The following is a 26,807-nucleotide window of genomic DNA, read 5'->3' on the forward strand; positions in this document are numbered from 1 at the left end:
AGTGGACCGCTCGGCCTGGCCTGTGCCCGCTACCGTCGCCGCTGCGAGGATTAAGATCGCGGCAAGCGTCTGTGGACGCGCAAGCGACCGGCCCCTCAACTCGGGATCATCCCCGGGAATACATATTGCTGGAGGACAACCAGCAGTCCCAGGACCAGCGTCAGGATCACACTGTGCTTGAACGTGCGGGCGAGCACCTCTCCCTCGCGCCCCGCAAGATCGGTGACCACGGTACCGGTACAGATATTCTGTGGCGAGATCATCTTGCCCATGACGCCGCCCGACGAGTTGGTCGCCGCCATCAGGACTGGGCTCAGTCCCAATTGTTGCGCCGCGACGACTTGAAGGTTGCCGAACAAGGCATTGCCCGAAGTGTCGCTTCCCGAAAGGAACACGGCGAGCCAGCCGAGGAATGCCGACAATAACGGAAACAACAGGCCCGCCGACGCAACGCCGATACCAAGCGTATAGGCCATGCCCGAATAATTCATCAGATAAGCGAGCCCGACGATCAGCATAGTCGTGAACGCCGGCAGCCGGACTTGGCGCACCGCCTGGGAAACCGCGGTGATGAATTGCGCCGGCCTCAGCCCGACGACGATAGCCGTAATGAGCGACGCGAAGAGAATGGCGGTGCCCGTCGCCAGTGGCTGGAAATTCCAGACCGCCGCATAGGGTTTGTTATAAGCAGTGATGAAGACCGCATTATGCAATCCCGGCCACTGGACGGCGATCTGGCCCAACAGGTTTATCTTGAGGTGGATCCACGCGATCACCACGACCGAAAGGATCAGCCATGGCGCCCAGCCCTGCCAGCCGCCAACCTTGCGGGAATGATGCGTCACGCTTTCGGGCATCGCCGCGAGCGCGAAAGCGGGATCGTGCGGCATATGCCAGACCCGGAGGAAGCCGAGCGTCAGCGCCAGCGACGTCAGCGACGACAGCACGTCGGTCAGCGCATAGCCGAGATAGTTCGAGCAGATGAACTGGGTGATGCCGAACGAGCCACCGGCAACGAGGAGAACCGGCCAGACACCGCGCAGCCCGCGTGCACCGGCATAGACGGCAGTGACGTAGAAGGGGAGCAGCACTGCGATAAAAGGCAACTGCCGCCCGATCATCGCGCCGAGCGTATGATCGGGCAATTGGGTCACGGCGGCGAGCGTGGTGATCGGCGCACCGAGCGCACCGAACGCCACCGGCGCGGTATTGAACATCAACGTGAACACCAGGGCATCGATCGCAGGGAAGCCAAGCGCGATCAGCAGCGCGCTCGTGATCGCGATCGGGGTTCCGAAACCCGAAATGCCCTCCAGCAGACAGCCGAACGAAAAGCCGATTACGACGAGTACGACGCGCCGGTCATTGGGAAGATTGGCGACGAGCCAGTCGCGAAATGCCTCGAAGCGCCCGGAGATGACCGCGATATTGTAAAGGATCAGCGCGTTGAACACGATCCACATGACCGGCCACAGCGCGAACGTCGCGCCCGCCAGGGCGCTGTTGAGCGCGATCGTCGGCGGCAGCCGCCAGACGAAGATGGCCAGGACGAAGGCGATGGCGAGACCGATGATGGATGCTTGCCAGGCGGGGCGCCGCAGCAGGCCGAGAATGATCAGAACCGCCGCGATCGGTATCGCCGCGATGATGAACGATAACAGCAGGTTGCCACCGACCGGTGCAATAATCTGGTGGAACATGGCCGCCCTCCCCGCCTCCTGATCGCCGCCGCGTCTTTTCCGGCGATCATAGGCAAATGCCGTCGACCACCGCTTCAATACTCGATCCGCCCGGCCGAGGCCGGCACTAATCGATGCGTAGGCCCTGCGTGGCTAAACGCGCGGGAACTGACAAGCACCGCCCCGCAGCCGGCCGATGCTTTCCCGCATCGTGGACGAAGCGCGCCCCGGTTTGGGCCGGCAGGCGATTAACGATCGATCAGGATCACGCGGAAATCGTTGACGTTGGTTCGGGTCGGCCCCGTTACGACGAGATCGCCGAGCGCCTGGAAAAAGTCGTAGGTCAGGTTTGCACGTAACGCCTGCGACGGCGATTTTCCCAGACGCCGGGCGCGCCCGAGCGTGGTGGGGGTGATGAGCGCACCCGCATTGTCCTCGGTCCCGTCGATACCGTCGGTATCGCATGACAAGGCCGAGATGCCGGGAGCCCCGTCGAGCGCCAATGCGAGACTCAACAGATATTCGGCATTTCGCCCGCCGCGGCCTTCGCGATTTCGTACGATCACGGTCGTCTCGCCGCCCGACAGCAGGGCCCAGCGCCCACCTTTCTGCGCGTGATGCAGGGCCAGAGCCGCGTGGATCGTGCCGAGTTCGCTGCTGTCGCCCTCGATATCGCCACCGAGATAGACCGGCGTGTAGCCGGCCGCGAGCGCGATCTGACCCGCGGCCTCGAGCGCGTTGGTGGAACGAGCGACTACGGTCGTTTCCGCCGCATCGAAGCCGCTGGCCGAGGCGTTGGGCGTTTCGTTGGCGGGATCGGCGAGCGCCCGGCGAACATGATCCGGTACTGCTATGCCGTAGAGGTCAAGAATCTTGTTGGCATCCGCCAGTCTGGTCCGGTCAGGCAGCGTAGGGCCCGAACCGACCATCGCCGGCTCGTCCCCCGGAATATCCGAAAGCACCAGCGTGACCACGCGAGCGGGCGCGGCGGCCAGCGCCAGCCGTCCGCCTTTCACGCCTGACAAGTGCGTCCGCACGCAATTTATTTCGGAGATTGATGCGCCGCATTGAAGGAGCTGCCGGGTAATGTCCTGCTTGTCGGCGAGTGTGATGCCGGGAGCCGGCATCGTCAGTAGCGCCGACGCACCGCCCGACACCAATGCCAACAGCTGATCGTCGGGGCCCAAGGCGCGCACCGCCTCCAGGATATGCCGCGTCGCGGCAATGCCATGCTCGTCCGGCAACGGGTGACCGGCTTCAAATACGGTGAAGCCCGGCGGCATCTGGCTCGCGGGGTAGCTATGGCCATAACGCGTGAGCACGATACCGTCGACGGTGCCTCCCATGTGACGATAGGCGGCCCGCGCCATCGCAGCGCCGGCTTTGCCGATGGCGAGGATCAGGGTGCGACCGGGCACCGGCTCGGGCAGGCGCGCAGGTATACACAGATCGGCCGAAACGGACTTCACCGCCACGTCAAACAGCTCAATCAAGAGATCGCGCTGGGAGATCTCTTCACGAGAAGGAATGGGCAGGATTAATGGTTCGGACACCGTTATTCTCAATTCCAGCCGAGCGGCGACTCTGTCATGGCCACGCAGATTCCGCAACGTAGTCGCGAATAAGGCGGCGCTCCTCCAGAGCAAGTGTGCAGAGTTTCCCGCGTGGTGGGATTCCTCGGACCATTTATGATCGGGGCACTGATTATCGGCAGCACCAGTCAAAGCTCCGACTGCAATCTCATGGCCCGGAGGGCAAGGCAGCGACGCCGCGACCGAGTTGCTGGCGTCCCGTCAGGTGAGAAAGGTGGCCACCCGCGCTCGCCCGCCCGCGAGCCAAGTCATATCGCCATCGCGGCGCGAACATAAGCGTGAGCCTCGTCGCGCATCGCAATGGCACCCAGCCAGGAGAAGATGCATGGAAACCACCCGGCGTGAAACCATCATCGGCGCGGCGGCAATAGCTACGCTCGCTGCCGGCGCGAGCACCGCAGCTGCGACGACGGCGGCCGGCCTACCCTGGTATCGCACGGCGAAACGCTGGGGTCAGGTCAACATCACCGAAGACGACGGCAATATGGATATCGGCTTCTGGCGCCAATATTGGCGGGATACCGACACCCAGGCGATGATCCTGAATGCTGGCGGCGTCGTCGCTTATTATCCCACCAAGATTCCCTATCACCGCAGGGCGCTGACATTGGGCGACCGCGATCTGTTCGGCGAATTGGTGAAGGCGTGCCGGGACGACAATATCGTCTGTGTCGCGCGGATGACCAACCTTCCAACTCCGGAGCTTGAAAAGGCACATCCCGAGTGGATGGTGCAGGATGTTAACGGCAATCGCACACATCAGGGGTGCATGAATGGCGGCTTCAGCCGGGAGTTCATTTCCTCGATCATCAAGGAGATTGCCGCGACCTACAAACCGGCGGGCTTCTCGGTGAATGGTGGCGGCGGGCTCAATTACGATCTTTGTTACTGCCAGGTGTGCACTCCGCTCTTCAGGCAAATGACCGGTAAGGACCTGCCACGCGCCAAGAATTGGGACGATCCGGTCTATCGCGAGTGGGTGATCTGGAACGAAGGCCAAGCGATGGCGATGATGAACCGCTATCGTGCCGACGCGCGTTCCGCCGGCGGACCGGATTGCATCTGGGTCGGCCAGAATGGCGGCTCGCTGACGGCGCGCAGCATGGTCGGCATCCTCTCGGCGACGCCGATCGCGATGCACGACCATCAGGCGCGTTCGGACGCGAGCGGCTTTCAGCAGAATCCCGAAGCCGGCAAGCTCACCCACTCCATCCTGGGCTGGGACAGGATCGCGATCGAGGCACAGGCGATCTACGGTCCGCGCCTGACGACCAAGGCCGCACCCGAAGCGCAGATGTGGATGTACGAGGGCATGGCGGGCGGCCTTTCGCCCTGGTGGCATACGATCAGCGCACACCATCACGACAAGCGCCGTTACGCAACGGTCCCGCCGGTCCTGCATTGGGCCAAGGCGAACGAGGTATATCTGCACGACCGTACGCCGGTCGCGTCCGTCGGGCTCGTCTGGTCGGAGGAGAATAATGTCTTTTATGGCCGCGACGACGTCAACGGCAACGTAGAGGCGCCGTGGCGCGGAGTCGTCAATGCGCTCGTCCGCGCGCGGATCCCCTTCACGGTGATCCACGCCGACCGCATCGATAAAGATGCGGCCGGCCTCTCCGCGTTGGTCCTCGCGAACCTCGCGGCGATGACCGACGCGCAGGTCGGCGCCGTCAGGCGTTTCGTCAGCAATGGCGGCGGCCTGTTCGCATCAGGCGACACCAGCCTTCACGACCGGTTCGGCGATGCTCGGCCCGATTATGCGCTGGCCGACTTGTTCGGGGCGCATTGGATCGCAGGAACGAAGCCCAATACGGGCTATGCCACGCCTCCGGCCGAACGTCGCGGCGGCCGCGCGGTAGCGGAGGTGTCGGGCCCGGCCGGAACGCGCGGTGCCGCCGCAAATGAACGCCCGGTCAACGTCAACACCTACGTGCGCTTCACCCCCGAACTGCGGCACAACGTCGCCTACAGCCCGCATCCCGGCGACGAACCGCTCGTGCCGCCAGGCGCCGTCCGCCATCCAATCCTGAAGGGGTTTGACGAGACCGACGTCATCTTCTTCGGTGGCGTGGTACCAAGGTTGCGGATCGCCCCCGGCGCGCAGGTGCTTGCGACCTTCATTCCGGAATCGCCTGTCCTCCAGGCTGAGAATGCATGGTGGCGAACGCCGAAGACCGACATTCAGGCGTTAATCGTGAACACCACCCCGAACGGCTCGCGCATCGTGTTCATGCCGGCGGACATGGATCGCCAATATGCCGCCGACAACCTCCCCGATCAGGGCGACCTGATCGCCAATGCCATTCGCTGGGCGGCAAGGGACCGGGTTCCGTTGGAGGTGCAGGGCAAGGGTCTGCTCGACTGCAATCTGTATCGGCAGAGCCGAGGCATGGTGCTCCACATGTGTAATCTCGTGAGCTCCGCCACTTGGCGCGCTCCGCTGGAGGAATTCATTCCGGTCGGACCCTACAAGGTGCGGGTAAAACTGGACGGCGGCATCTCCGGCCGTACCGTGAGGCTGCTCGTGTCGGATCAATCGGTGCCGGCAACGATCACGGGCAGCTGGGCGGAGTTCGTCATCCCCTCCATCTCGAGCCACGAGGTCGCGGTCATCAGCTGAGGAATGAAGCCTGCGGTGCCTCAGACAATCTGATCGCGGCTCCCGGAGGCGTCGACCGAGTGCAGCGAGTGGATCAGTGCTGGCCAGCGCTGCAGGGCATTGCCGATCTCCGCTGCTGCATCTCTCAACAGCGGCAGGCGGGTCCGCACCAGCTCGTCCTGGGAGATGCGCGAGGTGGAGGTCGAACAATTGATCGCGGCCACCACGCGCCGCTGCGCGTCGAGGACTGGAACCGCCACGGAGACGAGACCATAATCGAGCTCGTCGAGCGCGGAATCGTAGCCGGTCTCGCGCACCGCGCGAAGCCTCGTCTCCAGCGCGCTGCGCGTGGTCACTGTTCTCTCGGTAAACCGCGCCATCACCGCACGATCTAGATAAGCGGCGATGACCGGCTTATCCTGAAAGGCGAGCAGCACCTTGCCGAGCGAAGTTGCATGGAGCGGGAAGCGCGTGCCGACGGTGGCGCTTAGCCTGATCCGCCGATTGGTCGATACATGCGCGACATAGAGGATGTCGTCGCCCGAAAGCACGGCCATCGAACTACTGTCACCGGTCTCGTCGCGTAGCCCTTGCAGCGGCGGCAGGACAATTTGCTCGACGTTCATGGACGACAAATAGCTCGTGCCGAAGCTCAGGACTTCGGCCCGGAGCAGGAACTTGCGGCCATATTGCGCCACATAGCCTAGCTGTACGAGCGTGTTCAGGCAGCGCCGTGCCACCGCCGGACTGAGCTTGGTAAGCTGCGCGACTTCGCTAAGTTGCATTTCCGGATGTTGCGCGTCGAAGGAGCGCAGCACGCGCAGGCCACGCTCAAGCGTCGAAAGATACTCGCTGTCCTTGGGCGGCTTCTCGGTAACGGCCATGGCCCGGGTTACTGACGCTGGCGACACAGGGCAAGTCGCTGCCACTCTCGCCATGCGGCCGTCATTCGGCCGCGGCTTTGACCGATCCTGGATCGGCTAGTGCAACATTATGCTGGCCAAGCGTCGGCGGTGCGGTCACGTCCAGCATCGCTTCGCCGTCGAAAGACACCGGCGATCGGATCGTGCGGAAGACACCATGCGGTCCCGCTGGATCCTCGATGCACAGCTGCAGATGTTTTGCCTGCTCGGTCTCGATCACCTCAGGCGCGGAATAGACCGGTGAATGCGGCACTTCGAGCCGCTCCAGCACAGCACACCATTCGGCGCGTTTGCGGGCGGCGAAGATCGGTGCAAGAAACTCGACGATCTTGTCGTAATTGGCGATGCGCGCCGTTCGGCTGGCAAATTCGTCGCGCCCAAGCATGTCAGGCCGGCCTACCGCCTCGGCAAGATTCTCCCAGAATTTGGGCGGCGAAGACATGTGCAGCGCTATCCAGCCGCCATCTGCGCATTGGAAGACATAGGATTGCGAGACGTTAGGGCGGCTATAAGGCCCCATCACCTGGCCTTCGGAGAAATAGTGGGTAAAATCGTCGAGGTTGAAGTGCGCCATCGCCTCGAACATCGACACTTCGACCAGCCGGCCCCGGCCGGTCTTCTCGCGCTCGTGCAGCGCGGCGAGCACGCCATAGGCGCCGTAAAAGCCAGTGATCGCATCGGCCAGCGCCGGCCCCACCACGCGTGGATTTTCGGGATTTACCAACAACCTCAAAAAGCCGCTTGCGGCCTGCGCGACCGTGTCGAAAGCGGGACGATCCTGATCCGGGCCGCCGGCGCCGAAACCTGAAATCGACAGATAGATCAGCCGCGGGTTGATCGCCTGCAGACGCGCGGCATCCACATTCAATTTGGCGGTGACGCCCGGCCGGAAATTCTGGATGAAGATATCCGCAGTGGCGATCATCCGGTCGAAGATGGCAAGATCGTCTGCCGCGCGCGTATCGAGGGTGACCGACCTTTTGTTGCGGTTATAGGTCTGGAAATGCGGGCTGTAGAAGCCCCCGTTGAATGCACGAAACGGGTCCCCGCCATCCGGCCGCTCGATCTTGATCACGTCAGCGCCCATATCCCCGAGCAGCATCCCCGCCGCCGGACCGGTGATAAAAGTACCCATTTCCAGTACGGTGACGTCCGCGAGCGGCTTGGCCATATTGACGACTCCCTCGCCCTGCGAGTAGAAAATTCGATATACGAAATCAACTTCGTAAATCGAATTTGTCTTTAGCAACGCCACGGCGGCCGGCTGAAAGGTAGCATTTAATGCGGATTGGCAAGCAGGATGCGCCTTATACGGCGATCTGCACATCGGATGCGACCAGCATCACCGTGCGCGGCCACGATCTGTGCGGTGAGATTATCGGCCAGATGGATTTCACCAGCTATTTCTGGCTGCTGGTCACTGGGGAGGCGCCGAGCGAGGTCCAACGCTTCTTCGCTAATGCCGTGCTCGCTGCCATCGCGGAACACGGCTTGGTACCGAGCGTCGTCGCCGCCCGGATGACCTATGCCGCCGCCCCCGAAGCCTTTCATGGCGCGGTCGCGGCGGGTTTGCTCGGCTGCGGTTCGGTCGTGCTTGGCAGTGCAGAGATCGCCGGAAGATTTTACGCCGAACTCGTCGCGAAAGCTCAGCAAGGCGAGACCATTGAAGCCGTCGCGCGGGGCGGCATCAAGGACTTGCGCCGCGAGAAACGTGCGATCCCCGGCTTCGGGCATCCCCAGCACGCCGCCGGCGACCCGCGCGCGCTGTTGCTGCTGGACCTCGCCGAACGGCATGGGATCGTGGGCGCTCACATCCGTATGCTCTATGCGATCCGCGACGCATTGCCCGAGACGCTCGGCCGGCCTTTGCCGATCAACGTCAACGGCGCCATTCCCGCCGTGATGCTCGATGTCGGCTTCCCGGTGGGCGCGCTCAAGGGCATCTCGCTACTTGCACGCACCGCCAGCCTGATCGCGCATCTGAAGGAGGAAAGCGATCGGCCGATTGGGTTCATCATGTCGGGCGCAGCGGCGGCGGCTATCGACTATGATGGCGAGGCGGCCACTGCCGGCCCGAGTACGGAGAACATATAAAGATATCTTTATATGTCGATTGACACGGCCGGTCAGGAGCGTGTTTAGGCGGTGCGTCGAGGTTCTCCGCGCCAGTAACGGCGAGGAGCCAAGACGGGAAGCCGGTGGCACCCGCGAGGGTGGAGTCCGGCGCTGCCCCCGCAACTGTAAGCGGCGAGCGGCGGTCCATTCAGGGTCACTGGCGGCAATCGTCGGGAAGGCCGGGACCGACGCGCTGACCCGTAAGCCAGGAGACCTGCCTCGTCGCGATAACGTTCCTCGGGCGGGGTGCCTCGGTGGATCGCCTGCGCGGCTCCACCCTTCTTAGCGTGGATCTCGACCGCGCATGCGCTCTGTCTTGGTCGTCGCCTGTTACCAGGAGAGACGACATTGACAGTTTTCCGAGCAAACCTTGCCTCAGCGTCGGCCACGGGCACTCGGCGCGAAGCCGCGTGGCGCAAAATCACCCTTTCGTTTATCCGCAGTAAACTTCGTATATCGAACTTGACTTCGCATGACGAAGCGGGGAATTATGCGCAGGTCTTCGGTACGGTGATGCTTTGCCCAAAGAAGCGCGCCCCCGGGTCGAGAGAGGGGCGACTGATGATGAAACGGGTATTCTCGGCGCGAGCCATTTTAGCGGGATCGCTGTCCCTGGCCGCCTTGGCAGCCTCCGCCCCGGCCGCCGCGCAGGATGTTCAGACGTCGCCGAGCAGCGAGGCGGACAGCAACGAGATCGTCGTGACTGCGCTCCGCCGCAACACGCGCCTTCAGGATACACCCGCCGCCATCACCGCCTTCGATGCTAAGGCTATCGAATCCGCCGGCATCCAGCGGCCCGCCGACTTCGTCGCGCTGACGTCCAACGTCCAGCTGGTGGAAACGCAGAACGTCGGCAACGCCTTCGTGATCATCCGCGGCATCACCCAGAATCGCAATTCGGAGCCCTCGGTCGCGGTCGTCGTCGACGGGGTGCAGCAGGTCAATGCCGCCGAATTCAATCAGGAATTGTTCGACATCGAGCAGATCGAAATCCTTAAAGGCCCACAGGGCGGCCTCTACGGCCGCAACGCGATCGGCGGCGCGATCGTCATTACCACGAAGGCGCCGACCGATACGCTCGAGGGCCGGATCATGGCCGGTATCGACAATGGTTTCGGCTATACCGTGCGCGCCGGGCTGAGCGGGCCGCTAAGCGACACGCTCAAATTCCGCGTGTCGGGCTCGTGGCGCGACACTAACGGCTATATACGCAATACCTACCTCGGCGAGGACGCCGATCCAGTTAAGGACCTGTCCCTACGCGCAAAATTGCTGTGGCAGCCGACCGATGCGCTGAGCGTCGACCTGCGTGGCTTCTATTCGAAGCTAAAGACCCAGGCTTTTTATTACAACATCGTCAGCGACGTTAACGACACGCACCTGCCGGTGCGCGTCAACAATGCCGGCATCGATAATCGCACCATCTACAACGCATCGGCGAAGATCGATTACCAGGCCGATTGGGGTTCGATCCGATCCGTCACGTCCTATGACAAGGTCACCGAAATCCTCACCGGCGACGCGTTCGACTTCCTGCCGATCAAGGAATCGCTATTCTACTTCCTGCTGGGGACCGATCTCAATCAAAGCCAATATCTCAACGTCAAAGCGGTGAGCGAGGATCTGCGCATCTCCTCGCCCGACAAGCAGAAGTTGCAATGGTCAATCGGTACCTACCTTATCCATACCGACCGTTATATCTCGACCGGCAATCTGGTCGACACCGGTGCCGGCGTCTTCCCCGTCTATCGCACGCCGAGCACCAACCCGCTCAACCCGCAGGCGACCTTCCTCGCCGACAGCCAGAAGAATTTCGCGTGGGCAGTCTATGGCGGGCTTGGCTATGAATTCTCCGACGCACTGCGGATCGACAGCTCGCTTCGCTACGATCACGACCATCGCCGTAACACCACGCTGACGCCACCCGCCTTCATCCCGGTGGTGACGGGTTTCCCGGCCGGCACCTCCGGCGAAGTGCGCGGCGAATCCTTCTCGGCCTGGCAGCCCAAGGTCACCGTCACCTGGAAGCCCGAGAAGAATTTGACTGTTTACGGCGGCTATAGCCGCGGCTTCCGTTCGGGCGGCTTCAACCAGACGGGTGTCGGTGCGGTCGCGGCGGGGACCGGCGTGGTCGGCGTTGGCGACGTCTACAAGGCCGAGACGGCCGATACGTTCGAGCTCGGCTTCAAGAGCACGCTGCTCCACAATCTGATGACCTTCAACGCCAGCGCCTACACCACGCAGTCCAAGAACGGCTATTTCTTCGTCTTCCTGGCGGCCAACTCGACCCAGAATCTGGGGAATGTGGCGAAGACCCGGCTGCGCGGTTTCGAGCTGGAGAGCACGCTTCATCCCGCGCGCGGCCTGGACCTGAACGCGGCGCTCGGCCTCACCTATTCGAAGATCAAGAGCTTCCCCGATCCCACGGTGATCGGCAACGAAGCCCCGTTCATCTCGCGCTATACGTTCAACCTTGGCGGCCAATATGAATCACGGTTGGGCGACAGCGATATGAAGGGCCGGCTGCGGATCGACTATCGCCGGATCGGGCGCACCTGGTTCGACGTACCCAATTCGACTTCGCGCGACCCCGTCGATCTGGTCGACGCCCGTGCCTCGGTCGAGCAGGGAAAGTGGACGCTCACCGCCTTTGCCGAAAATCTGTTCAACAAGAAATATAACGCGGAATTCTCGCCCGGGGGCTTCGTCTTCAAGGCGCGGCCGCGTGTCTACGGGCTGGAAGGCACGATCAAGTTTTAACGCGCCCTAACCAAGGACGATAAGTGACCCGTATCCTGATCCTCTATTATTCGTCCTACGGCCACATCGAGACGATGGCGCACGCGGTTGCCGAGGGGGCACGCGGCGTGCCGGGATGCGAAGTGGTGTTGAAGCGCATTCCGGAAACAATGGCTGAGGCGCAGGCGCGCGCGGCAGGCATGAAGGTCGAACAGGACGCGCCGATCGCGATCCCGGAAGAACTTGGCGATTATGATGCCATCATCTTCGGCACGCCGACCCGCTTCGGCAATATGGCGGCGCAGATGCGCACCTTCCTCGACCAGACCGGGCCGCTGTGGATGACCGGCGCGCTGGTCGGGAAGGTCGGCAGCGTGTTTGCCAGCACGGCCAGCCAGCATGGCGGGCAAGAAACCACGATTACGTCGTTTCACACGACGCTATTCCACCATGGCATGGTCGTGGTCGGGCTGCCCTACAGCTTTGCCGGCAACACCATCATGACCGAAATCAGCGGTGGCACACCCTATGGCGCGACCACGATCGCGGGCGGGGACGGCAGCCGATTGCCAAGCGGCAACGAGCTTGCTGGCGCACGCTTCCAGGGTGATCATGTCGCCAGAATAGCGCGCAAACTTGCGGCCACATCCCCTGCCGATTGACCGACCCGATAGGAGCCCGACCATGAACGCCTCCCTCCCCAGCCGCCTTCACCACACCGCCTATGTCTGCAAGGATCTGGAAGCGACCCGGCATTTCTACGAGGATATCCTCGGCTTCCCGCTGGTCGCCACCTGGTGCGAGCAGGAGGAATTGTTCGGCAAGGAGCGCACCTATTGCCACTGCTTCTTTGGCCTAGCCGATGGCAGCGCGCTCGCCTTCTTCACCTTTGCCGACGCCGACGATCAGGCCGAATTCGGGCCCGAGCTCCCGCCCAGCCCGTTTCGCCACATCGCGCTCAACGTCGATGCGGCGTTGCAGGCCGATCTGGAGCGGCGGATCATCGAAGCGGGTATCGAGCCGCCGGGACGTTATGTCCTCGAACATGGCTATTGCCGGTCGATCTACGTGGTCGATCCCGACGGCATGATCGTGGAATTCACATGCGATTCGGTACGCGCGGACGAGATCAACGCCGCACGCCTGAAGGATGCCCATTCGGAACTGAAGCGGTGGCTGGCGGGCGATCATCGTCCGAACAATGACGTGCGGCACATCCTTGAAGGCGCGCGGTGAGGCCCGACACGCCCCGAACCCTTAGCCACCGCAATGCAGGGGGCTGAGCCGGCCCCCGTCCGCCGTGTGGTACCGATCATGCGGCATGTCGATGTCGATGTCGGTGACGGCGCGCTCCGCACGCTTGTCGCGGGTGCGGGGCCGGAGGTCGTCATGCTGCATGGTTGGACGCTCGATCACCGCAGTTGGTTGCCGCAGCTGCCGCTGGCCGATGAGTTCCGTCTCGTGCTTCCCGATCGCCGTGGCTTCGGGCGCTCGACGGCACCAGCTGGCCTGGCGGCCGAATGGCGCGATGTCGATTGCCTGGTCGACAGCGACCCGTTCGTCCTGGTCGGTCTTTCGCAAGGCGCCAGCGTGGCGCTCGATTATGCCCGCCACAGGCCGAGCCGGCTGGCGGCGCTGGTCCTCGTCGGGGCTCCGCTTCATGGCGCTGTAGCGCATCAGGACGCGGAGCGGCTTATACCGCGCGATCACTATGCCGAGCTGGTGCGGACGGGACAGCTGGCGGCGATGAAGTCCGACTGGGCCGCCCATCCGTTGGTCCGCGCCAGCCCCGCCGCCGCGCCGCTGCTCGCCGCCATGTTGAACGACTATGACGGACGCGACCTCCTGGAGCGCTCCGGCCCGATTGCGATCCGCCTGGCCGACATTGCCGCGCTGCCAATGCCCGTGCTGGCGATTGCCGGCACGAAGGACACCGAATGGCGGCGACGTATTGCTCAGTTCATTGGCGTCACCGCGCCCCGTGGACAGGCTGCCGTGATCGACGGTGCCGGGCACCTCTGCAATCTCGACAATCCTGGCCGGTTCAACCTGATCCTGGCCGAATTTCTTTCCTCGATCCTCCATTAAAGGGCCCGATCCGCCATGCTCCTCCCTACTTCGCTCGTCGGCTCTTACACCCAGCCCGATTGGCTGATCGACAAGGTCAAGCTCGCCGGCCGCTTCCCGCCGCGCGTGCGCGCGACCGAATTGTGGCGCGTCGCTCCGGAATGGCGCGAGCAGGCATTCGACGATGCAACCATCCTGGCAATCCGCGATCAGGAGCGGGCCGGCCTCGACATTATCACCGATGGCGAGATGCGCCGCGAAAGCTATTCGAACCGGTTCGCAACCGCGCTGGAAGGGGTTGATCTGGACAATCCCGGAGTGGCGCTCGATCGCAGCGGGGAGCCTAACCCGGTTCCTCGCGTGACCGGCAAGATCCGCCGTAAGCATGCGGTGGAAACGCGCGACGTCGCTTTCCTGCGTGCCAATACCGATCGCATGATCAAGATCACCGTGCCCGGGCCCTTCACGATGGCACAACAGGCGCAGAATGATTTCTACGCCGACGAAGCCGAAATGGCCCACGATTATGCCGTCGCCGTCAATGCCGAGATCAAGGACTTGTTCGACGCCGGCGCCGACATCGTCCAGATCGACGAGCCCTATATGCAGGCACGTCCCGAAAAGGCGCGCGCGTTCGGCCTGGCGGCCTTGAAGACCGCGCTGGAGGGCGTCACGGGGCGCACCGCTTTGCATATCTGCTTCGGCTATGCCGCGCTGATCCATGAGCGGCCCGAGGGCTATAATTTCCTGCCCGAACTTGCCGACACCGACCTCAACGACATCTCCATCGAGACCGCCCAGTCGAACCTGGACTGCCGCATCCTCGACAAGCTCACCGGCAAGACGATCATTCTCGGCGTGCTCGATCTTTCGACGCACGAGATCGAGAGCCCCGAGACGGTGGCAAGCCGCATCCGTCGCGCGTTGCCCCACGTCGCTGCCGAACGGCTGGTGATCGCGCCGGATTGCGGGCTCAAATACCTGCCGCGCGACGTCGCCTTCGGCAAGATGAAGGCGATGGCGGACGGTGCCGCGATCGTGCGGGCAGAAATCGCATGAGCGCAGGGCGTTTCCTCACCACCCACGTCGGCAGCCTGCCGCGTCAGGACGATCTGATCGCTTTGATGTTCGCCAAGGAAGAAGGGTTGCCGCTCGATCCCGCTGCCGTCGCAGCACGGATCGAAGAGGCGGTCGACCATGTCGTTACCAAACAGGCCGAGGCCGGGGTCGACATCGTCAATGATGGTGAACAATCGAAGCCAAGCTACGCGACCTATATCAAGGATCGGCTGAACGGCTTCGGCGGAACCGGCAACAGCTATGTGTTTGCCGACGTTGAGGACTTCCCTGGCGTCAAGGCGCGGATCACTGGCGATGCCGGCCGCAAGCATCGCAAGACCCCCGCCTGCAACGCACCCATCACGGTCAAGGACATGACGGCGGTGGAGCGCGACACGCAGACGCTCAACGCCTCGGTTGCGCGGCACGAGGGGCATCAAGCCTTCATGAGCGCGGCCTCGCCGGGCGTGACCGCCTTGTTCTTCGCCAACGAATATTATGACAGCGACGAAGACTATCTGTTCGCACTCGCAGAGGGATTGCGGCACGAATATGAGGCGATCGCCGCCGCGGGCATCACGCTGCAGATCGACTGCCCCGATCTCGCCATGGGGCGCCACACCCAGTTCCGCGATCTGACGCTCGCCCAGTTCCGCGACCGGATGATGCTCAATATCGAAGCACTCAATCGCGCCACGATCAACATTCCGGAAAGTCAGCTGCGCATGCACATGTGCTGGGGCAATTATCCCGGGCCGCACCATTGCGACGTGCCATTCAAGGACATCATCGATCTGGTGTGGCGCGCCCGGCCGCACGCCATCCAGTTCGAAGCGGCCAATCCACGCCATGCGCATGAATTCGAGATGTTCGAGGGCAATGGCGTGCCGGAGGGCAAGGTGCTGATCCCCGGCGTTGTCGAATGCCAGTCAAACTATATCGAACATCCCGAACTGATCGCCCAGCGCATCGGCCGCTACGCCGATCTGGTCGGGCGCGACAATGTGATGGCGGGGGTCGATTGCGGCTTCTCGGTCCACGTCGGATCGGGCGGGGTCGATCGCGACATCGTCTGGGCCAAGCTCGCCGCACTGGCCGAGGGCGCCCGGCTGGCGAGCGCGAAATATTGGTAAGACGACCGCGCTTCCTGTGAACCGACGCGGGACCTGCATCCATGAACGACAGCTACATCCTTACTTTGTCCTGCCTCGATCATCCCGGCATCGTGGCGGCGGTTTCGACTGTGCTCGCCCGCCACGGCGCCAACATCCTTGAGGCGCAGCAATTCGATGACCTGCTGTCGGGACGCTTCTTCATGCGTGTCGAATTCGTCTTGATCGAAGGCGCGCCATATCAGGCGCTACGCGATGCGTTTGACGAGGTGGCCGCCGACCACGATCTGACCTTCAGCATGCGCGCCGCCAGCCATCGCAAGCGCGTATTGCTGCTGGTCAGCAAGTTCGACCATTGCCTCGCCGACCTGATGTACCGCTGGAAGATCGGTGAGCTGGCGATGGAGCCGGTCGGCATCATCTCCAATCACCCGCGCGAGACTTTTGCCCACCTCGATTTCGCCGGAGTGCCCTTCCACCATCTCGCCTTTAGCGAGCCGGGAAAAACGACGCAGGAGGCGCAAATACGGGCCATCGCCGAGGAAACCGGCGCCGAGCTGATCGTGCTGGCGCGGTTCATGCAAATTTTGTCCGACGATCTGGCGGAAGCGTTTGCCGGCCGCTGCATCAATATCCACCACAGCTTCCTGCCCGGCTTCAAGGGTGCCAAACCCTATCATCAGGCGCACCGCCGCGGGGTGAAGCTGATCGGCGCCACCGCCCATTTCGTAACGGCCGAGCTCGACGAAGGGCCGATCATCGAGCAGGACGTGGAGCATGTCAGCCACCGTGACACGCCGAACGATCTGGTGCGCAAAGGCCGGGAAATCGAGCGGCGCGTGCTGGCACGCGCGGTGCGCGCGTACCTCGAGGATCGCGTGCTCCTGAATGGCGGCACGACGGTGGTGTTCGCGGAATAACCGCAGCCCGCTAACGGCCGGCCGCGGCCGCTTCTCAGTTCAGCAATTTGAACCGGATCGCCTGGCCCCCGCCAGGCGCCAGAGCCAGCGTCAAACTATCCTTGCTGGTGACAACCTGCTTCGCAATTTCCAAAGCAAGCGGGTTCGTGCGGTAATCCGCGCCCGGCCCGTCGCGGTAGATCTGCGCTTCATAGCGCCGGCCCGGCGTCAGGAAGGACAATGGCTGCGTCAGCGTGCGCGCGGTCTCGTCGCTCAACGCACCCAGAAACCAGTCCTTACCGCCGCGCGCCAGCCGGGCCACGACGACATAGTCGCCGACTTCGCCCTGCAATGTTCGCGATGTCTCCCAATCGGTCGGTACGTCGCGGATGAACTGGAACGCGCCCATGTGTTTCAGGTAGTTTTCGGGCAGGTCGGCTGCCATCTGGATCGGGCTGTACAGCACGACATATTCGGCGAGCTGGACCGCCAATGTCGACTGCACGCGCCGCGTAAGCTCCGTCTGGCCATGCTCGATGTCGAATATGCCCGGCGTGAAATCCATTGGCCCGCTCAACATGCGCGTGAAGGGCAGGATCACAACATGTTCCGGCGGATTGGTCGGGATACCCCAGGCATTATATTCCTGACCTCGCGCCCCTTCTCGGGCGACCATGTTGGGCCAGGTGCGGCGAAGGCCGGTATCCTTGACCGGCTCATGGGCATCGATCGCAATGCGATGCGCGGCAGCGACCTGGGCTACGTGCAGATTGTGCCGCACGACATATTGGCCGGCGAACCATTGCAGGCCGCCCTGCTCGTCGACGATGTCGCCGCTGTGATGGACATAACCGGTCTTCACGATCGGGATGCCGACCTGCTCATACAACGTCATCGCGGCATCGAGCTGGCGTTCGTAATTAGGGATCGCGCCCGCCGTTTCGTTATGCCCGATCAGTGCGACCCTCAATTTCTTGCCATAGGCGGTGATGCCAGGCAGGTCGAAATCGGGGTAAGGCTTGGTGAAACTGAACTTGTCGCCATTATCGATCCAGGATCCGTCCCAACCCTCGTTCCAGCCTTCGACGAGGACGCCGCTGAAGCCATATTTCGCGGCGAAATCGATGTAGCTTTTGACGTTGGCGGTGTTGGCACCATGCTTCGGCCCGCTGCCCCAAGTGGTGCGGTTGAGATGCATTTCCCACCATACGCCGACATATTTACCGGGTTTGAACCAGCTCTGGATGTCCGCCAGCTTGCTGGGCTCATTGAGGTTGAGTTCGATCCGGCTGTCGGCAAGCGCGCCTGCGCTTTCGCCGACCAGCATCGTCCGCCACGGCGTGGTGAAGGGCCCGGTCTTGTGGGCGAGTACCCCGTCCGGCCAGGGCATCAGCCAGGCGGTGAGCGTGCCGGCGCCGTCGCCGCGCAGCAGCATGCTCGGGAAGTCGACGAGAGCTGCTTCGTGGAAGGACAGGTAAAGCCCGTTCTTGTCGCCGCGTAACGTCAACGGGGTCTCAGCAAGCGTGACCCGGCGCGCGTCGGTCTGCGCGTAGAGATATTCGTCGCGCTCCTGACCGAGCCCTTCATACCACCAAGCCTGATAAGGCCCGACCACGCGAAACTGGCTACGGTCGGCGGAAACCGCGACATCCTGTCCCGCCGGGATCGCGCCATAAGTGTAGCGAAAGCCGATGCCATCATCGAACAGGCGAAAGGTGACGTCGACCTCTTTATTAAAGCGCGTATCGCCAGCCAATGTAACCGTCAGCTCTTCGTGATTATCCCGGATCAAGCGTTGCTCGCCCCATGGCTGTTCCCACGTCACGTCCGCACGCGCGCGACGCGGATTGGAAAGCGCGGTGTATCGAGCGTCGGGTTCCCCCCGGAAGCTCAAGCCCAGGGCGGACGGCGCCAGCACTGTCATGCCATTGCGACTGACCTGATAGAGTGCCTGACCATTTTCGACCCAGACGCAGAGCTCGATCACCTTGCCGGGCGATTGGGCGCATTCGCGGGGGGCGGCATCCGCCGTGGCGGCGATCCCGAACATGACAAACAGGGCAAGGATACGAAGCCTCATCGAGGTCGATCGCTTTCTGGAGGCGCGCATGTCGCTGGTGAAATGACGGCTCATGGCGTTTTCAGGAAGGCCATCAGCAATTGCTGCTTGAGTGCCGCCCGTGCACGCGGTGTCATCCGCCCGAGCGCGCCACGCAGTTCTTCGGGAATGTGCGCGACGGCATCGCCATGGCCTCCGAACACATGCGCGTCGAACATGGCGCGCCAATAAGCGCGCTCGCCCTGCGGCAAATGTTTGAAGGCAAGCAAGGCCGCTAGGAATGCATCGTTTGGCCGCTCGAGCCCGGTGGCGTCGTCGCCCCACCAATAATTGACCATAGCGTTGAAGGGATCGAGGGAACTGACGTGGTGCCACCAATATTTCGGGATGAACAATGCGTCGCCCGGCTCCAGCCACGCCACCTGCGCGGCCGCGATCGCGCTCGTATAATCGGGAAAGCGCTCCAGGTCGGGCCTATCGGGGTCGACCAGCGATAGCGGCGGCGGATTGTCGAGCGGGCCGACGTAAAGGTTGGTTACCTGCTCAGGCGGAAACAGCAGGAACCGCCGCCGGCCCGCGATCACACAGGCGAGATTATGATCACGGTCGTTATGCGTCTGAGTGCGTACCGCGCCCCCGATCCAGAGCCGCGGCTCAACTTCGCGCGGCAATAACGGCATTGGATTTTGGGCGACGAAATCGGGCAGGCTTTCCACCAGCGGCAGCATCTGCATTGCCACGAATGGTGCATTGGGTAACGCCAGGTTGCGCAGGATCCGGTCGAGCGTCTCGCTGATCCTGGCGCGTCGCTTGGTAAAGCTGAATTCGCGCATGTCGGGCCCGTAGTCGAACCGGCCACCGCTTTTGACCGGCGCCTCCATCACCGGCGCGGGCGCACCCCGATCCATCGCTTTGAGGTAACGCGTCAGGGCAGCGGGCGATTGGCGGCCGGCGGTGAGCGCAGGCCAGCGATCGAACAGGCCTTTGAGCACGACTGGCTGCTCGGTTTCGACGAGCGCCGCGAATTCCGCCGGGCTCTGCGCGCCCCGCGACATGACGCGCGGCAAGGCTTCGATGTCACCAGCGCGGACGGTGCGATCGATGTGCACGAGCTCACCCATTTGCGCGCCGCGCGATCTTCTGCAGATATTCGTCGTGCGTCGGCTGGCGCAGCACCTGTTCCTTGATGAAGCCCAGCATATTGCGGAATTGCGACTTCACCATCTCCGGCGAGGTGCGGTCGATTGTCGGCAGATAAGATGCTGGCATGACGCCAAGCCCGACGAACAGAGCGCGCCAACTATCGGGAGTGAAGCTCTCATCCTCATAGGGCGCAATCTCGCCGCGCGCCTGGAACAGGGCTACACTGTGGCTGAGTTCCAGTGACCGCTTTGCCGCCCTTGCGCGTCGCCAGAAGGCGCCGCCGAAGCGATTGAGCGTATAATAAGCCGACTGGAAATCGCGCATGCGCTCGAACGCCGATCGGGTGAGACGGTTATATTCGGTGCGCTCCGCTGCAAAATCGATGCCTGCGGGAAAGAATGACAATAAGCGGATTAGGCCGAGGTGGATCGCATGTAGATCGAGATTGTGGACCGGATCGAACACACAGGCCGCTCCGCCGATCGCCACACAACTCCCTACCCACGCCTGCTCGCGTCGCGCAGGCTCGGACGCCCGCACGATGCCGTCGGCAAGAGGAAGGGATGTGATTGCGGCAGCGCCGCTGAAAGCGGCCGCGTCACTGCAATCCGCACTCGCATAAACTTGCACGACTTGGGTTTGCGCCAGGCACGGATAGATGCCGGCCCAACCCTGCCTCCACGTTCGTATCTCCGCATACGCCGGGACCGACGGGAAGGCCGGCCCGCTGGCCGTAAGCACACGGTCAGCCGCGAAGTAAGCACGCCAACTTTCCCATGCACCGCCGATCAGCTCCCCCGCCTGGCCAGTCGCATCGACAAACAGGTCGCCCTCCACCCTCTGCCCGTCGAAGCGAACAGCGACGATATCTCCGTTAGGCCTGCGAATGACCTCCGCGGATGCAACCTCATAAAAGGTTACGCCATCCTTGACCGCGAGCGTTTTTAGGCTGCGGACGTAAGCGCGCGCGGGCAGGTGATAACCATAATCGCTGCGCCCGTAGCGCTCGCTCTCGTCGTCGGGAATCAGCAGCCGGCCCTGGCGCGCGGCCGCGGCAGTCATCGAGAAATCCTCGAAAGCGACCGGGAGGCCGAGGCCGCGCGCCTTCAGCCAATAAGCGAAGAAATCCTGCCCATCGATCGCGGTGCCATAGGCTCCATAGGCATGCAGGAAGGCGGGATTGTCGCCCTGCCCATCGACGAAATTCTGGCCGAGCGTGAAGACGCCGCCGATCGCGCGCAGCAAGGCGCCCTCGTCGATCCGCAGCTGGCCATGCAGCGCCTCCAGCGGCGGCAGAGCCGCATAGGCGTCCGCCGGAGCGAGCAGGCTCGGCAACTCGACCGCCGTGACGCTGACCCCCGCTGGCGCCAGCGCATTGTGCAGCACGCTGGCTGACAACCACAGGGCCGCATCCCGCCCGACGACGACAATGCGGCGCGTCATGCCGCGCTCTCCAGCGCTGCGCTCGGCCCTGGCCCGGCACAATAGTTCGCGATGAAATCGGAATGTCCGGTCATCGCATCGGCATTGATGCGGACGCGCCGCCGCAGATCGCGCAGCTTGCTGCCCAGTTCATTCAGCGGCAGCCGATCGGCCAGACAATTATAGCCGCGCGGCATCATCCCCTGCCCCGCCAGCACCGCAAGCCAGCTGTCGCGCGAGAACAGGCCATATTTGTAGTCGGGCGCTGCCGCGCTTGCCTCGAACAAGGCGATTTTCTGCGCGAGGCTGTCCGGCACTCGCATAGCGCGAAGATGATCCCACAACGGCTCGCCTTCGCGCCGGTTGGCGTAATAATGAAGGACGAGGAAATCGCGGGTGCGATCGTAGTGAACTTCGAACAGGCGATTGAATTCCGCCGCAAGACGCGGATCGATCCCGGTTGCCCGCGTCGGCATCAGGTTCGCCAGATCGAGGACAGCCGCCTGGATGAGAAAAATGCTGGTCGATTCCAGCGGCTCGAGGAAGCCCCCAGCCAGGCCGATGCCGATGACATTGGCCTCCCATGCCCGCTCGCGCCGCCCGGCCGCGAAGCGCAGCAGGCGGGGCTCAGCTTGCGGCGTCCCGTCGAGCGCTCCGACCAGCGCCGCATATGCCTGGTCCTCGCTTAGAAAGCTGCTGGAGAAGACATAACCGTTACCGGTGCGGTGCTGGAGCGGGATGCGCCACGTCCAGCCGCCGCTACATGCGGTCGCACGCGTGTAGGGCAATAGCGGTTCGGTACGCGCGCACGGCATCGCCAGCGCGCGATCGCACGGCAGCCACTCGCTCCAATCCTGCCAGGGCACGCCCATCGTCCGATCCAGCAGCAGCGAGCGGAAGCCCGAGCAATCGATGAACACGTCACCCGTAACGACGGCACCCGTTTTCATCGTCAACGTCTCGATAAAACCGCTGGCGGCATTGCGGCCAATCTCTGTGACCTGGCCCTCGATCCGCCTGATGCCGCGGGCGGTCGCCCAGCTACGCAGGAAATTGGCGTAGAGGCCCGCATCGAAATGATAGGCATAAGCATAGGTTGAACGGATCGACTTCAGATTCTCGTTCGGAAATTCGAACGCGTTGACCTTGGCTGCGGCGACGGCGAACGAATAATCCTGCAGCGGCCCGACATCCTCGCCCGCCAGCACCGCGCGCGCCCAATGATGCTGAAAATCGACGCCCGCCCATGGTTCGCCGAATTGGCCGAAGGGATGGATATAGCGCTCGGCCGGCCGGTCCCAACCGACGAATTCGATGCCGAGCTTGAAGGTCGCCTGGGTGTCGCGCATGAACTGCGCTTCGTTGATGCCGAGCATATCGTTGAAGGTCTTGATGTGCGGCAGGGTGGCTTCGCCGACGCCGACCGTCCCAATCTCATCGGATTCGATCAGGGTGATGTCGTAATCGGCCTGGAGGAGCAGGCGTGCGAGCCCCGCGGCTGCCATCCAGCCGGCAGTGCCGCCTCCGACAATCACGATCCGCAAGGGCCTGCCGTTCGCTTCCATCGCCGTTTCCCCAAAATCTGCGCCGCCATAGCTAGGCCATGGCGGCGCTAGTCTCCTTGGGAGGATCAGAATTTGGCGCGGACGCCGAACTGGTAACGGCGATCCACCCGGCTCCAGGCGGAATCGCGATAGACAGCCTTGGCCCCGCGGGTCGCGGGAGAGTCGCCGAAGATCTGCTGCTGATACGTCGTCTTGGTGTTGAGCAGGTTCGATGCCTCGACCGACAGCTCGATATATCGGTTGAGCGCGAAGCGCAGTGACCCGTCGAGGAAGCCGGCCGCCTTCTGGAACACTGGCAGGCCGATGCAGCAATCGAGATTCTGCGTGAGGTAACGCGACCGCCAATTATAGGCGACACGGGCGCCGAATGGCCCATGCTCGTACAGCACCACCGCATTGAACGTGTGGGTCGAAATGCCCGCCAGGCGATGCGAGTCGAGCACGTTACCGGTGCCGCCAAGCGACTGCTGGCCGGCCCCGAAGGCCCCCACGTCACCGCTGGACGATGCGGTGAACAGGTTCGAATTGTTGATGCCTGACTGGTGGACATAGGTGTAGTTGAGTTGGGTGCCGACGCCGCTTAGCAGGCCCGGCAGGAAATCGAAGAAGGTCTGGTAGCTCGCTTCGAGCCCCATCAGCTTGCCGCCGCCTTTGTCGTTTTGCGGCCCCAGCAATTGCACCGTCTGGGTGGAACTGCCGTTGGGGATGTCGCGGGTGAACTGGCCGTAGCTGATGCTGCGGTCGAGCTTTTTATAGAAGCCGGTCAGCGTGAACGAGCTGTTGCGACCCATGTACCGCTCGAACGACAGGTCGAACTGGTCTGCCCTTACCGGCAGCAAGGCGGCATTGCCCGAATTCGCCTGGAAGACGAAATTATAGCCGGTGACGTTTGCGGCGGTGTGCGCCGCTGTCGGCGAGTTGTAGACGACGTAGGGTGAGTCTGCGGTGGTGTTGATGATCGGCGCGTTGATCGCGAGCGAGTTGCGCAACAGGCCGATTTCCGGCCGTGACAATGCCCGCGAATAAGCGAAGCGCACGAAATCTTTCTCGTCGAGGCCGAAGCGTATGTTGAAGCTGGGCAGCCAATCCGTGTGCGACGACTTGTAGGTGTTGGCGATGGTCGCGCCATTGGCGAAAGCGCGTACGGCCGACGTCACGTAGCAGCTCACGTTAACGACATTCCCGCCCGATAACGGTGCGGTACAAGCAGGCAAATTGCTAAACGTGGTGGCCGCCGGGAAGGCAACGCTGCCGTCGCTCTTTTCCTTGGTATTCACCGCGCGCACGCCGATATTGCCGACCACGCTCATGCCGAACAGCGTTTTATCGTCGCCGCCGAAACGCAGCATCGCATAGGCGGCCTTGGTCCGCTCGCGTACCCGCAGCACCTCGCCCGGGGTGAAGCAATCGTCCACCGTTGCCTCGGCCCGATCGCAGATCGCCGTATAGCCCGGCAGCAGCGGCGAATTGGTTTTCGCCCCGCTCAGCGAATTGATCAATCCGCCAAAGTCACGCAGCGTATCGCGGTTCAGATAGACCAGTGGGCCGTTGTCATAGACGTTGCCGTTATAAAAATTGCCCAGGCTCTTGGATTCCCAGATGCCCGCGCCATAGCCGGAGAAGGCCGGATGGCCGGCATTGCCGCCGCAATTGCCGGTGTTGGTGGGATAGGCACCGCCGGTCGTGTTGTCGGCGTTGAAGCCCGGCCCGTTGCAGTTCCACGGCGCCGCGATCGGCGTCCAGTTGAAGGTCGAATAGCGCACCGTCTGCTCGCGATCGGCATAACGCACGCCCACCTTGAGCGAGTTCAGCCACCCGCCATTGTCGAATTCATATTCGGCGTCGCCGCGTAGCGCGGTTTCCTTGGCATCATTGTCCTCGACATGGCCCTGTATGAACGGGATCCAATAATTGTGCGGGTTGGCAAGACCGCCAGCCGCATAATTGACGTTCGATCCGGGCAGCAGCTGCACCTCCGGCGTGCCGTCCTTGTTCACATTGTACTGGACGTTCGCCATCGATCCGGCGGTGACGATGATGTCGTTATTATAGGTCGAGGCATCGATGTGCTGGAAGTCGAAGCTGGTGTGCAACCGGTCGGTCACATCCCATTTCAGATTGCCCGAATAATCGCGCGTGCCTTCACGGTGAGCGAAGTTGCGGGCCTCGTTCTGGAAATAGAGGCCGTCGCGCGGATTGTCGCCGCAGACGCCGTTGCCGCAATAATTGACGAACGGCACGCCTGGCACGGCCGAACCGGCATTGATCGCCGCCTGCACGCTCTCATAAGTGCCGCTAAAGCTGCCATGACCCTGCGTCAGCAGCCCGGATTCGAGCATGCCATCGGCACCGAACGTAAAGGCCGGGGATCCCCTTGCCGGCCCAAGGACGGTGCCGGTGCGCGGATTGAATGCCGGCGTGCCGAAATAATTGCCGTCCAGCACGACGTGGCTGGCGCGCTCGAACCAGCCGTTGCGATAGCGCGAGTTCAGATATTGGAAGGTCGCCCGCACGCTGCCGTCCGGGCTCTCATATTGCGCGGCCAGCGCGATACCGCGCCGCTTGCGATCATAATCGACCTGGGAATAGCGGATGCCGTCCGGGATGTAGACGAAGCCCGTGCCGCCGAACGGATTGGCGGTGCAGCCGATCGTCCCATCCGAACCGACGGCGGCTGCGGTCGCGCTGCCGAAGCCTGCGCTGCAATAGGTGTCGATCTTGTCCATGATCACGCTTTCGGTGCGCGTGACGACATGGGACTGGGCGTAATCGCCGAGCAAGCCGAAACGGCCGATCGGCGTGTCCCAAGTGTTGCTGATCAGGCCGGAGAATTCGGGCGTCCAGCGGTGCGAATTATCCCCGTAATTCTCCTTGAAGTTGCCGGTCAGCAGCAGTCCCTTCTGGTCGAACGGCAGCCGCGTGCGCAAATTGACCGTGCCGGCGATACCGCCCTCGATCATTTCCGCCGTCTGGTTCTTGTAGGCGTCGACACCGGCCAGCAATTCGGGCGAGACATCGTTGAACTGCAGGCCGCGCGCCGAATCCGCGGAGAAGCTGTCGCGCCCGTTGAATTCGGTCCGCACCTGCGTGAGTCCGCGGATCAGCACGCCGGTCGGTTCACCCGATGGATGAGTACTGTCGTCGGCCGATTGCAGGCGGTTGACGGTGATTCCGGGGACGCGCTGCAGCGCCTCGGCCGCCGATTTGTCGGGGAAGGCGCCGATGTCGGTTGCGGTGATCGAATCTACGAACGTCTCGGCATTTTTCTTGATGTTCTGCGAAGTCGCGAGCGCGCCACGTACACCGACGATGACCACGTCTTGCGTCGCATCCTCTGTCGCGGCCACACCGGCTGCGGGCGCCGAGCTGGAGGATTGCTGCGTTTGGGCCGGCGCGTCTGCCGCCTGCGCCAGGGCTGGCCCCGCAAGGCCCGCCAGCGCAAGCGCCATCACCGAGGCGCCACCGCGTAAGGATAGTGCGTCGCGGCCATGACGCTGAATTTCGCTGTTCATCATTTTCTCCCCTGTTCCGTCGCCCCTTGTGGAGCTGATCGAGTTTCAGTTCCTCTCGTCACACCGCCGAGGCGGGCGACGTTTTCCAATTCAGTTGGGCGATGGCGTTGCGATGCGCACGAAAAGGCAGCCCTGTTGAAGCCGCCGTTTCAGCCAGGACGCACGCGAAGCGCAGCCGCATTCCCCTTCCCCAAGCCGTCGGCGCTACTTGGCGCCGTCCGTGCCATTCTGGTGCCAAACGGGATTAGCCCCCCCAATCTCCCGTTTGCGTAACTTTGCGTAAATTTGCAGACGGCGCAAGAGGCTTGTTGCAGGTTTT

The 26,807-nt window shown here is 62.9% G+C and carries 18 protein-coding genes and 1 riboswitch; of the genes, 9 read left to right on the forward strand and 9 right to left on the reverse strand.

Annotated features, from left to right (window positions below; all coding sequences use genetic code 11):
* Nucleotides 1-95: 95 nt before the first annotated feature.
* Both DX905_RS05635 and DX905_RS05640 read right to left on the reverse strand, forming a co-directional pair.
* Nucleotides 96-1,700: an L-lactate permease gene (locus DX905_RS05635; protein ID WP_116092357.1), complete on the reverse strand. Its 1,605-nt coding sequence runs from the start codon at nt 1,698-1,700 to the stop codon at nt 96-98.
* Between the two features lie 227 nt (nt 1,701-1,927).
* Nucleotides 1,928-3,172, reverse strand: coding sequence for a glycerate kinase type-2 family protein (locus tag DX905_RS05640; RefSeq protein ID WP_240320735.1), 1,245 nt, complete (start codon nt 3,170-3,172; stop codon nt 1,928-1,930).
* Between the two features lie 424 nt (nt 3,173-3,596).
* Here DX905_RS05640 and DX905_RS05645 point away from each other — a divergent pair, with 424 nt between their 5' ends.
* Nucleotides 3,597-5,894 carry an alpha-amylase family protein gene (locus DX905_RS05645; RefSeq protein ID WP_116090478.1) on the forward strand — a complete coding sequence of 766 codons (2,298 nt, stop codon included), beginning with the start codon at nt 3,597-3,599 and terminating at the stop codon, nt 5,892-5,894.
* Between the two features lie 20 nt (nt 5,895-5,914).
* Here DX905_RS05645 and DX905_RS05650 read toward each other — a convergent pair whose 3' ends face one another.
* Together DX905_RS05650 and DX905_RS05655 are read right to left on the reverse strand one after the other, a co-directional pair.
* The gene (locus DX905_RS05650; protein WP_116090479.1) at nt 5,915-6,757 is read right to left on the reverse strand and encodes an IclR family transcriptional regulator domain-containing protein; all 843 of its coding nucleotides are present in this window, start codon (nt 6,755-6,757) and stop codon (nt 5,915-5,917) included.
* Between the two features lie 61 nt (nt 6,758-6,818).
* On the reverse strand, nt 6,819-7,967 hold the full coding sequence (locus tag DX905_RS05655) for a CaiB/BaiF CoA transferase family protein (protein WP_116092359.1): 1,149 nt from the start codon (nt 7,965-7,967) through the stop codon (nt 6,819-6,821).
* Between the two features lie 110 nt (nt 7,968-8,077).
* Between DX905_RS05655 and DX905_RS05660 the strand changes: the two genes are divergently transcribed.
* The 8 genes from DX905_RS05660 (at nt 8,078) to purU (ending at nt 16,808) form a co-directional block, all read left to right on the forward strand.
* Complete coding sequence (locus DX905_RS05660; protein WP_116090480.1) at nt 8,078-8,890, forward strand: citryl-CoA lyase; 813 nt, start codon at nt 8,078-8,080, stop codon at nt 8,888-8,890.
* A gap of 42 nt (nt 8,891-8,932) precedes the next feature.
* A riboswitch (cobalamin riboswitch) is annotated at nt 8,933-9,147 on the forward strand.
* Nucleotides 9,148-9,472: 325 nt separating this feature from the next.
* The gene (locus tag DX905_RS05665) at nt 9,473-11,671 is read left to right on the forward strand and encodes a TonB-dependent receptor (RefSeq protein ID WP_240320736.1); all 2,199 of its coding nucleotides are present in this window, start codon (nt 9,473-9,475) and stop codon (nt 11,669-11,671) included.
* Between the two features lie 23 nt (nt 11,672-11,694).
* Nucleotides 11,695-12,312: an NAD(P)H:quinone oxidoreductase gene (gene wrbA, locus DX905_RS05670; protein ID WP_116090481.1), complete on the forward strand. Its 618-nt coding sequence runs from the start codon at nt 11,695-11,697 to the stop codon at nt 12,310-12,312.
* Between the two features lie 22 nt (nt 12,313-12,334).
* The gene (locus tag DX905_RS05675; protein WP_116090482.1) at nt 12,335-12,886 is read left to right on the forward strand and encodes a VOC family protein; all 552 of its coding nucleotides are present in this window, start codon (nt 12,335-12,337) and stop codon (nt 12,884-12,886) included.
* Between the two features lie 78 nt (nt 12,887-12,964).
* On the forward strand, nt 12,965-13,738 hold the full coding sequence (locus DX905_RS05680) for an alpha/beta fold hydrolase (protein WP_162875482.1): 774 nt from the start codon (nt 12,965-12,967) through the stop codon (nt 13,736-13,738).
* Nucleotides 13,739-13,753: 15 nt separating this feature from the next.
* Nucleotides 13,754-14,776 (forward strand): uroporphyrinogen decarboxylase family protein, encoded by a 1,023-nt coding sequence (locus DX905_RS05685; RefSeq protein ID WP_116090484.1) that lies wholly within the window; start codon nt 13,754-13,756, stop codon nt 14,774-14,776.
* Complete coding sequence (locus DX905_RS05690) at nt 14,773-15,909, forward strand: cobalamin-independent methionine synthase II family protein (RefSeq protein ID WP_116090485.1); 1,137 nt, start codon at nt 14,773-14,775, stop codon at nt 15,907-15,909. The genes DX905_RS05685 and DX905_RS05690 overlap by 4 nt, the downstream gene beginning before the upstream one ends.
* A 41-nt stretch (nt 15,910-15,950) precedes the next feature.
* Complete coding sequence (gene purU / locus DX905_RS05695; protein WP_116090486.1) at nt 15,951-16,808, forward strand: formyltetrahydrofolate deformylase; 858 nt, start codon at nt 15,951-15,953, stop codon at nt 16,806-16,808.
* A 34-nt stretch (nt 16,809-16,842) separates the two neighbouring features.
* Here purU and DX905_RS05700 read toward each other — a convergent pair whose 3' ends face one another.
* The 5 genes from DX905_RS05700 to DX905_RS05720 form a co-directional block, all read right to left on the reverse strand.
* Nucleotides 16,843-18,867, reverse strand: a complete 2,025-nt coding sequence (locus DX905_RS05700) for a glycoside hydrolase family 97 protein (RefSeq protein WP_116092361.1) — start codon at nt 18,865-18,867, stop codon at nt 16,843-16,845.
* 50 nt (nt 18,868-18,917) lie between these two features.
* The gene (locus DX905_RS05705) at nt 18,918-19,967 is read right to left on the reverse strand and encodes a cupin-like domain-containing protein (RefSeq protein WP_116090487.1); all 1,050 of its coding nucleotides are present in this window, start codon (nt 19,965-19,967) and stop codon (nt 18,918-18,920) included.
* Nucleotides 19,960-21,432 (reverse strand): tryptophan 7-halogenase, encoded by a 1,473-nt coding sequence (locus DX905_RS05710; protein WP_116092362.1) that lies wholly within the window; start codon nt 21,430-21,432, stop codon nt 19,960-19,962. Before DX905_RS05710 ends, DX905_RS05705 begins: the two co-directional genes overlap by 8 nt.
* Nucleotides 21,429-22,976 carry a tryptophan halogenase family protein gene (locus tag DX905_RS05715; protein WP_116090488.1) on the reverse strand — a complete coding sequence of 516 codons (1,548 nt, stop codon included), beginning with the start codon at nt 22,974-22,976 and terminating at the stop codon, nt 21,429-21,431. The genes DX905_RS05710 and DX905_RS05715 overlap by 4 nt, the downstream gene beginning before the upstream one ends.
* 65 nt (nt 22,977-23,041) lie before the next feature.
* Nucleotides 23,042-26,488 carry a TonB-dependent receptor gene (locus tag DX905_RS05720; RefSeq protein ID WP_116092363.1) on the reverse strand — a complete coding sequence of 1,149 codons (3,447 nt, stop codon included), beginning with the start codon at nt 26,486-26,488 and terminating at the stop codon, nt 23,042-23,044.
* Nucleotides 26,489-26,807 lie beyond the last annotated feature (319 nt).

The organism is Sphingomonas crusticola, assembly GCF_003391115.1.
In the GTDB taxonomy this organism is placed as follows: Bacteria; Pseudomonadota; Alphaproteobacteria; order Sphingomonadales; family Sphingomonadaceae; genus Sphingomonas_I; species Sphingomonas_I crusticola.

Coding starts and splice junctions, on each gene's coding strand:
- DX905_RS05655 (WP_116092359.1), bottom strand. CDS start 7,967: ATGGCCAAGCCGCTCGCGGACGTCACCGTACTGGAAATGGGTACTTTT.
- purU (WP_116090486.1), top strand. CDS start 15,951: ATGAACGACAGCTACATCCTTACTTTGTCCTGCCTCGATCATCCCGGC.
- DX905_RS05675 (WP_116090482.1), top strand. CDS start 12,335: ATGAACGCCTCCCTCCCCAGCCGCCTTCACCACACCGCCTATGTCTGC.
- DX905_RS05705 (WP_116090487.1), bottom strand. CDS start 19,967: ATGGGTGAGCTCGTGCACATCGATCGCACCGTCCGCGCTGGTGACATC.
- DX905_RS05660 (WP_116090480.1), top strand. CDS start 8,078: ATGCGGATTGGCAAGCAGGATGCGCCTTATACGGCGATCTGCACATCG.
- DX905_RS05645 (WP_116090478.1), top strand. CDS start 3,597: ATGGAAACCACCCGGCGTGAAACCATCATCGGCGCGGCGGCAATAGCT.
- DX905_RS05685 (WP_116090484.1), top strand. CDS start 13,754: ATGCTCCTCCCTACTTCGCTCGTCGGCTCTTACACCCAGCCCGATTGG.
- DX905_RS05680 (WP_162875482.1), top strand. CDS start 12,965: ATGCGGCATGTCGATGTCGATGTCGGTGACGGCGCGCTCCGCACGCTT.
- DX905_RS05665 (WP_240320736.1), top strand. CDS start 9,473: ATGATGAAACGGGTATTCTCGGCGCGAGCCATTTTAGCGGGATCGCTG.
- DX905_RS05715 (WP_116090488.1), bottom strand. CDS start 22,976: ATGGAAGCGAACGGCAGGCCCTTGCGGATCGTGATTGTCGGAGGCGGC.
- DX905_RS05720 (WP_116092363.1), bottom strand. CDS start 26,488: ATGAACAGCGAAATTCAGCGTCATGGCCGCGACGCACTATCCTTACGC.
- DX905_RS05710 (WP_116092362.1), bottom strand. CDS start 21,432: ATGACGCGCCGCATTGTCGTCGTCGGGCGGGATGCGGCCCTGTGGTTG.
- DX905_RS05690 (WP_116090485.1), top strand. CDS start 14,773: ATGAGCGCAGGGCGTTTCCTCACCACCCACGTCGGCAGCCTGCCGCGT.
- DX905_RS05700 (WP_116092361.1), bottom strand. CDS start 18,867: ATGAGGCTTCGTATCCTTGCCCTGTTTGTCATGTTCGGGATCGCCGCC.
- DX905_RS05635 (WP_116092357.1), bottom strand. CDS start 1,700: ATGTTCCACCAGATTATTGCACCGGTCGGTGGCAACCTGCTGTTATCG.
- DX905_RS05650 (WP_116090479.1), bottom strand. CDS start 6,757: ATGGCCGTTACCGAGAAGCCGCCCAAGGACAGCGAGTATCTTTCGACG.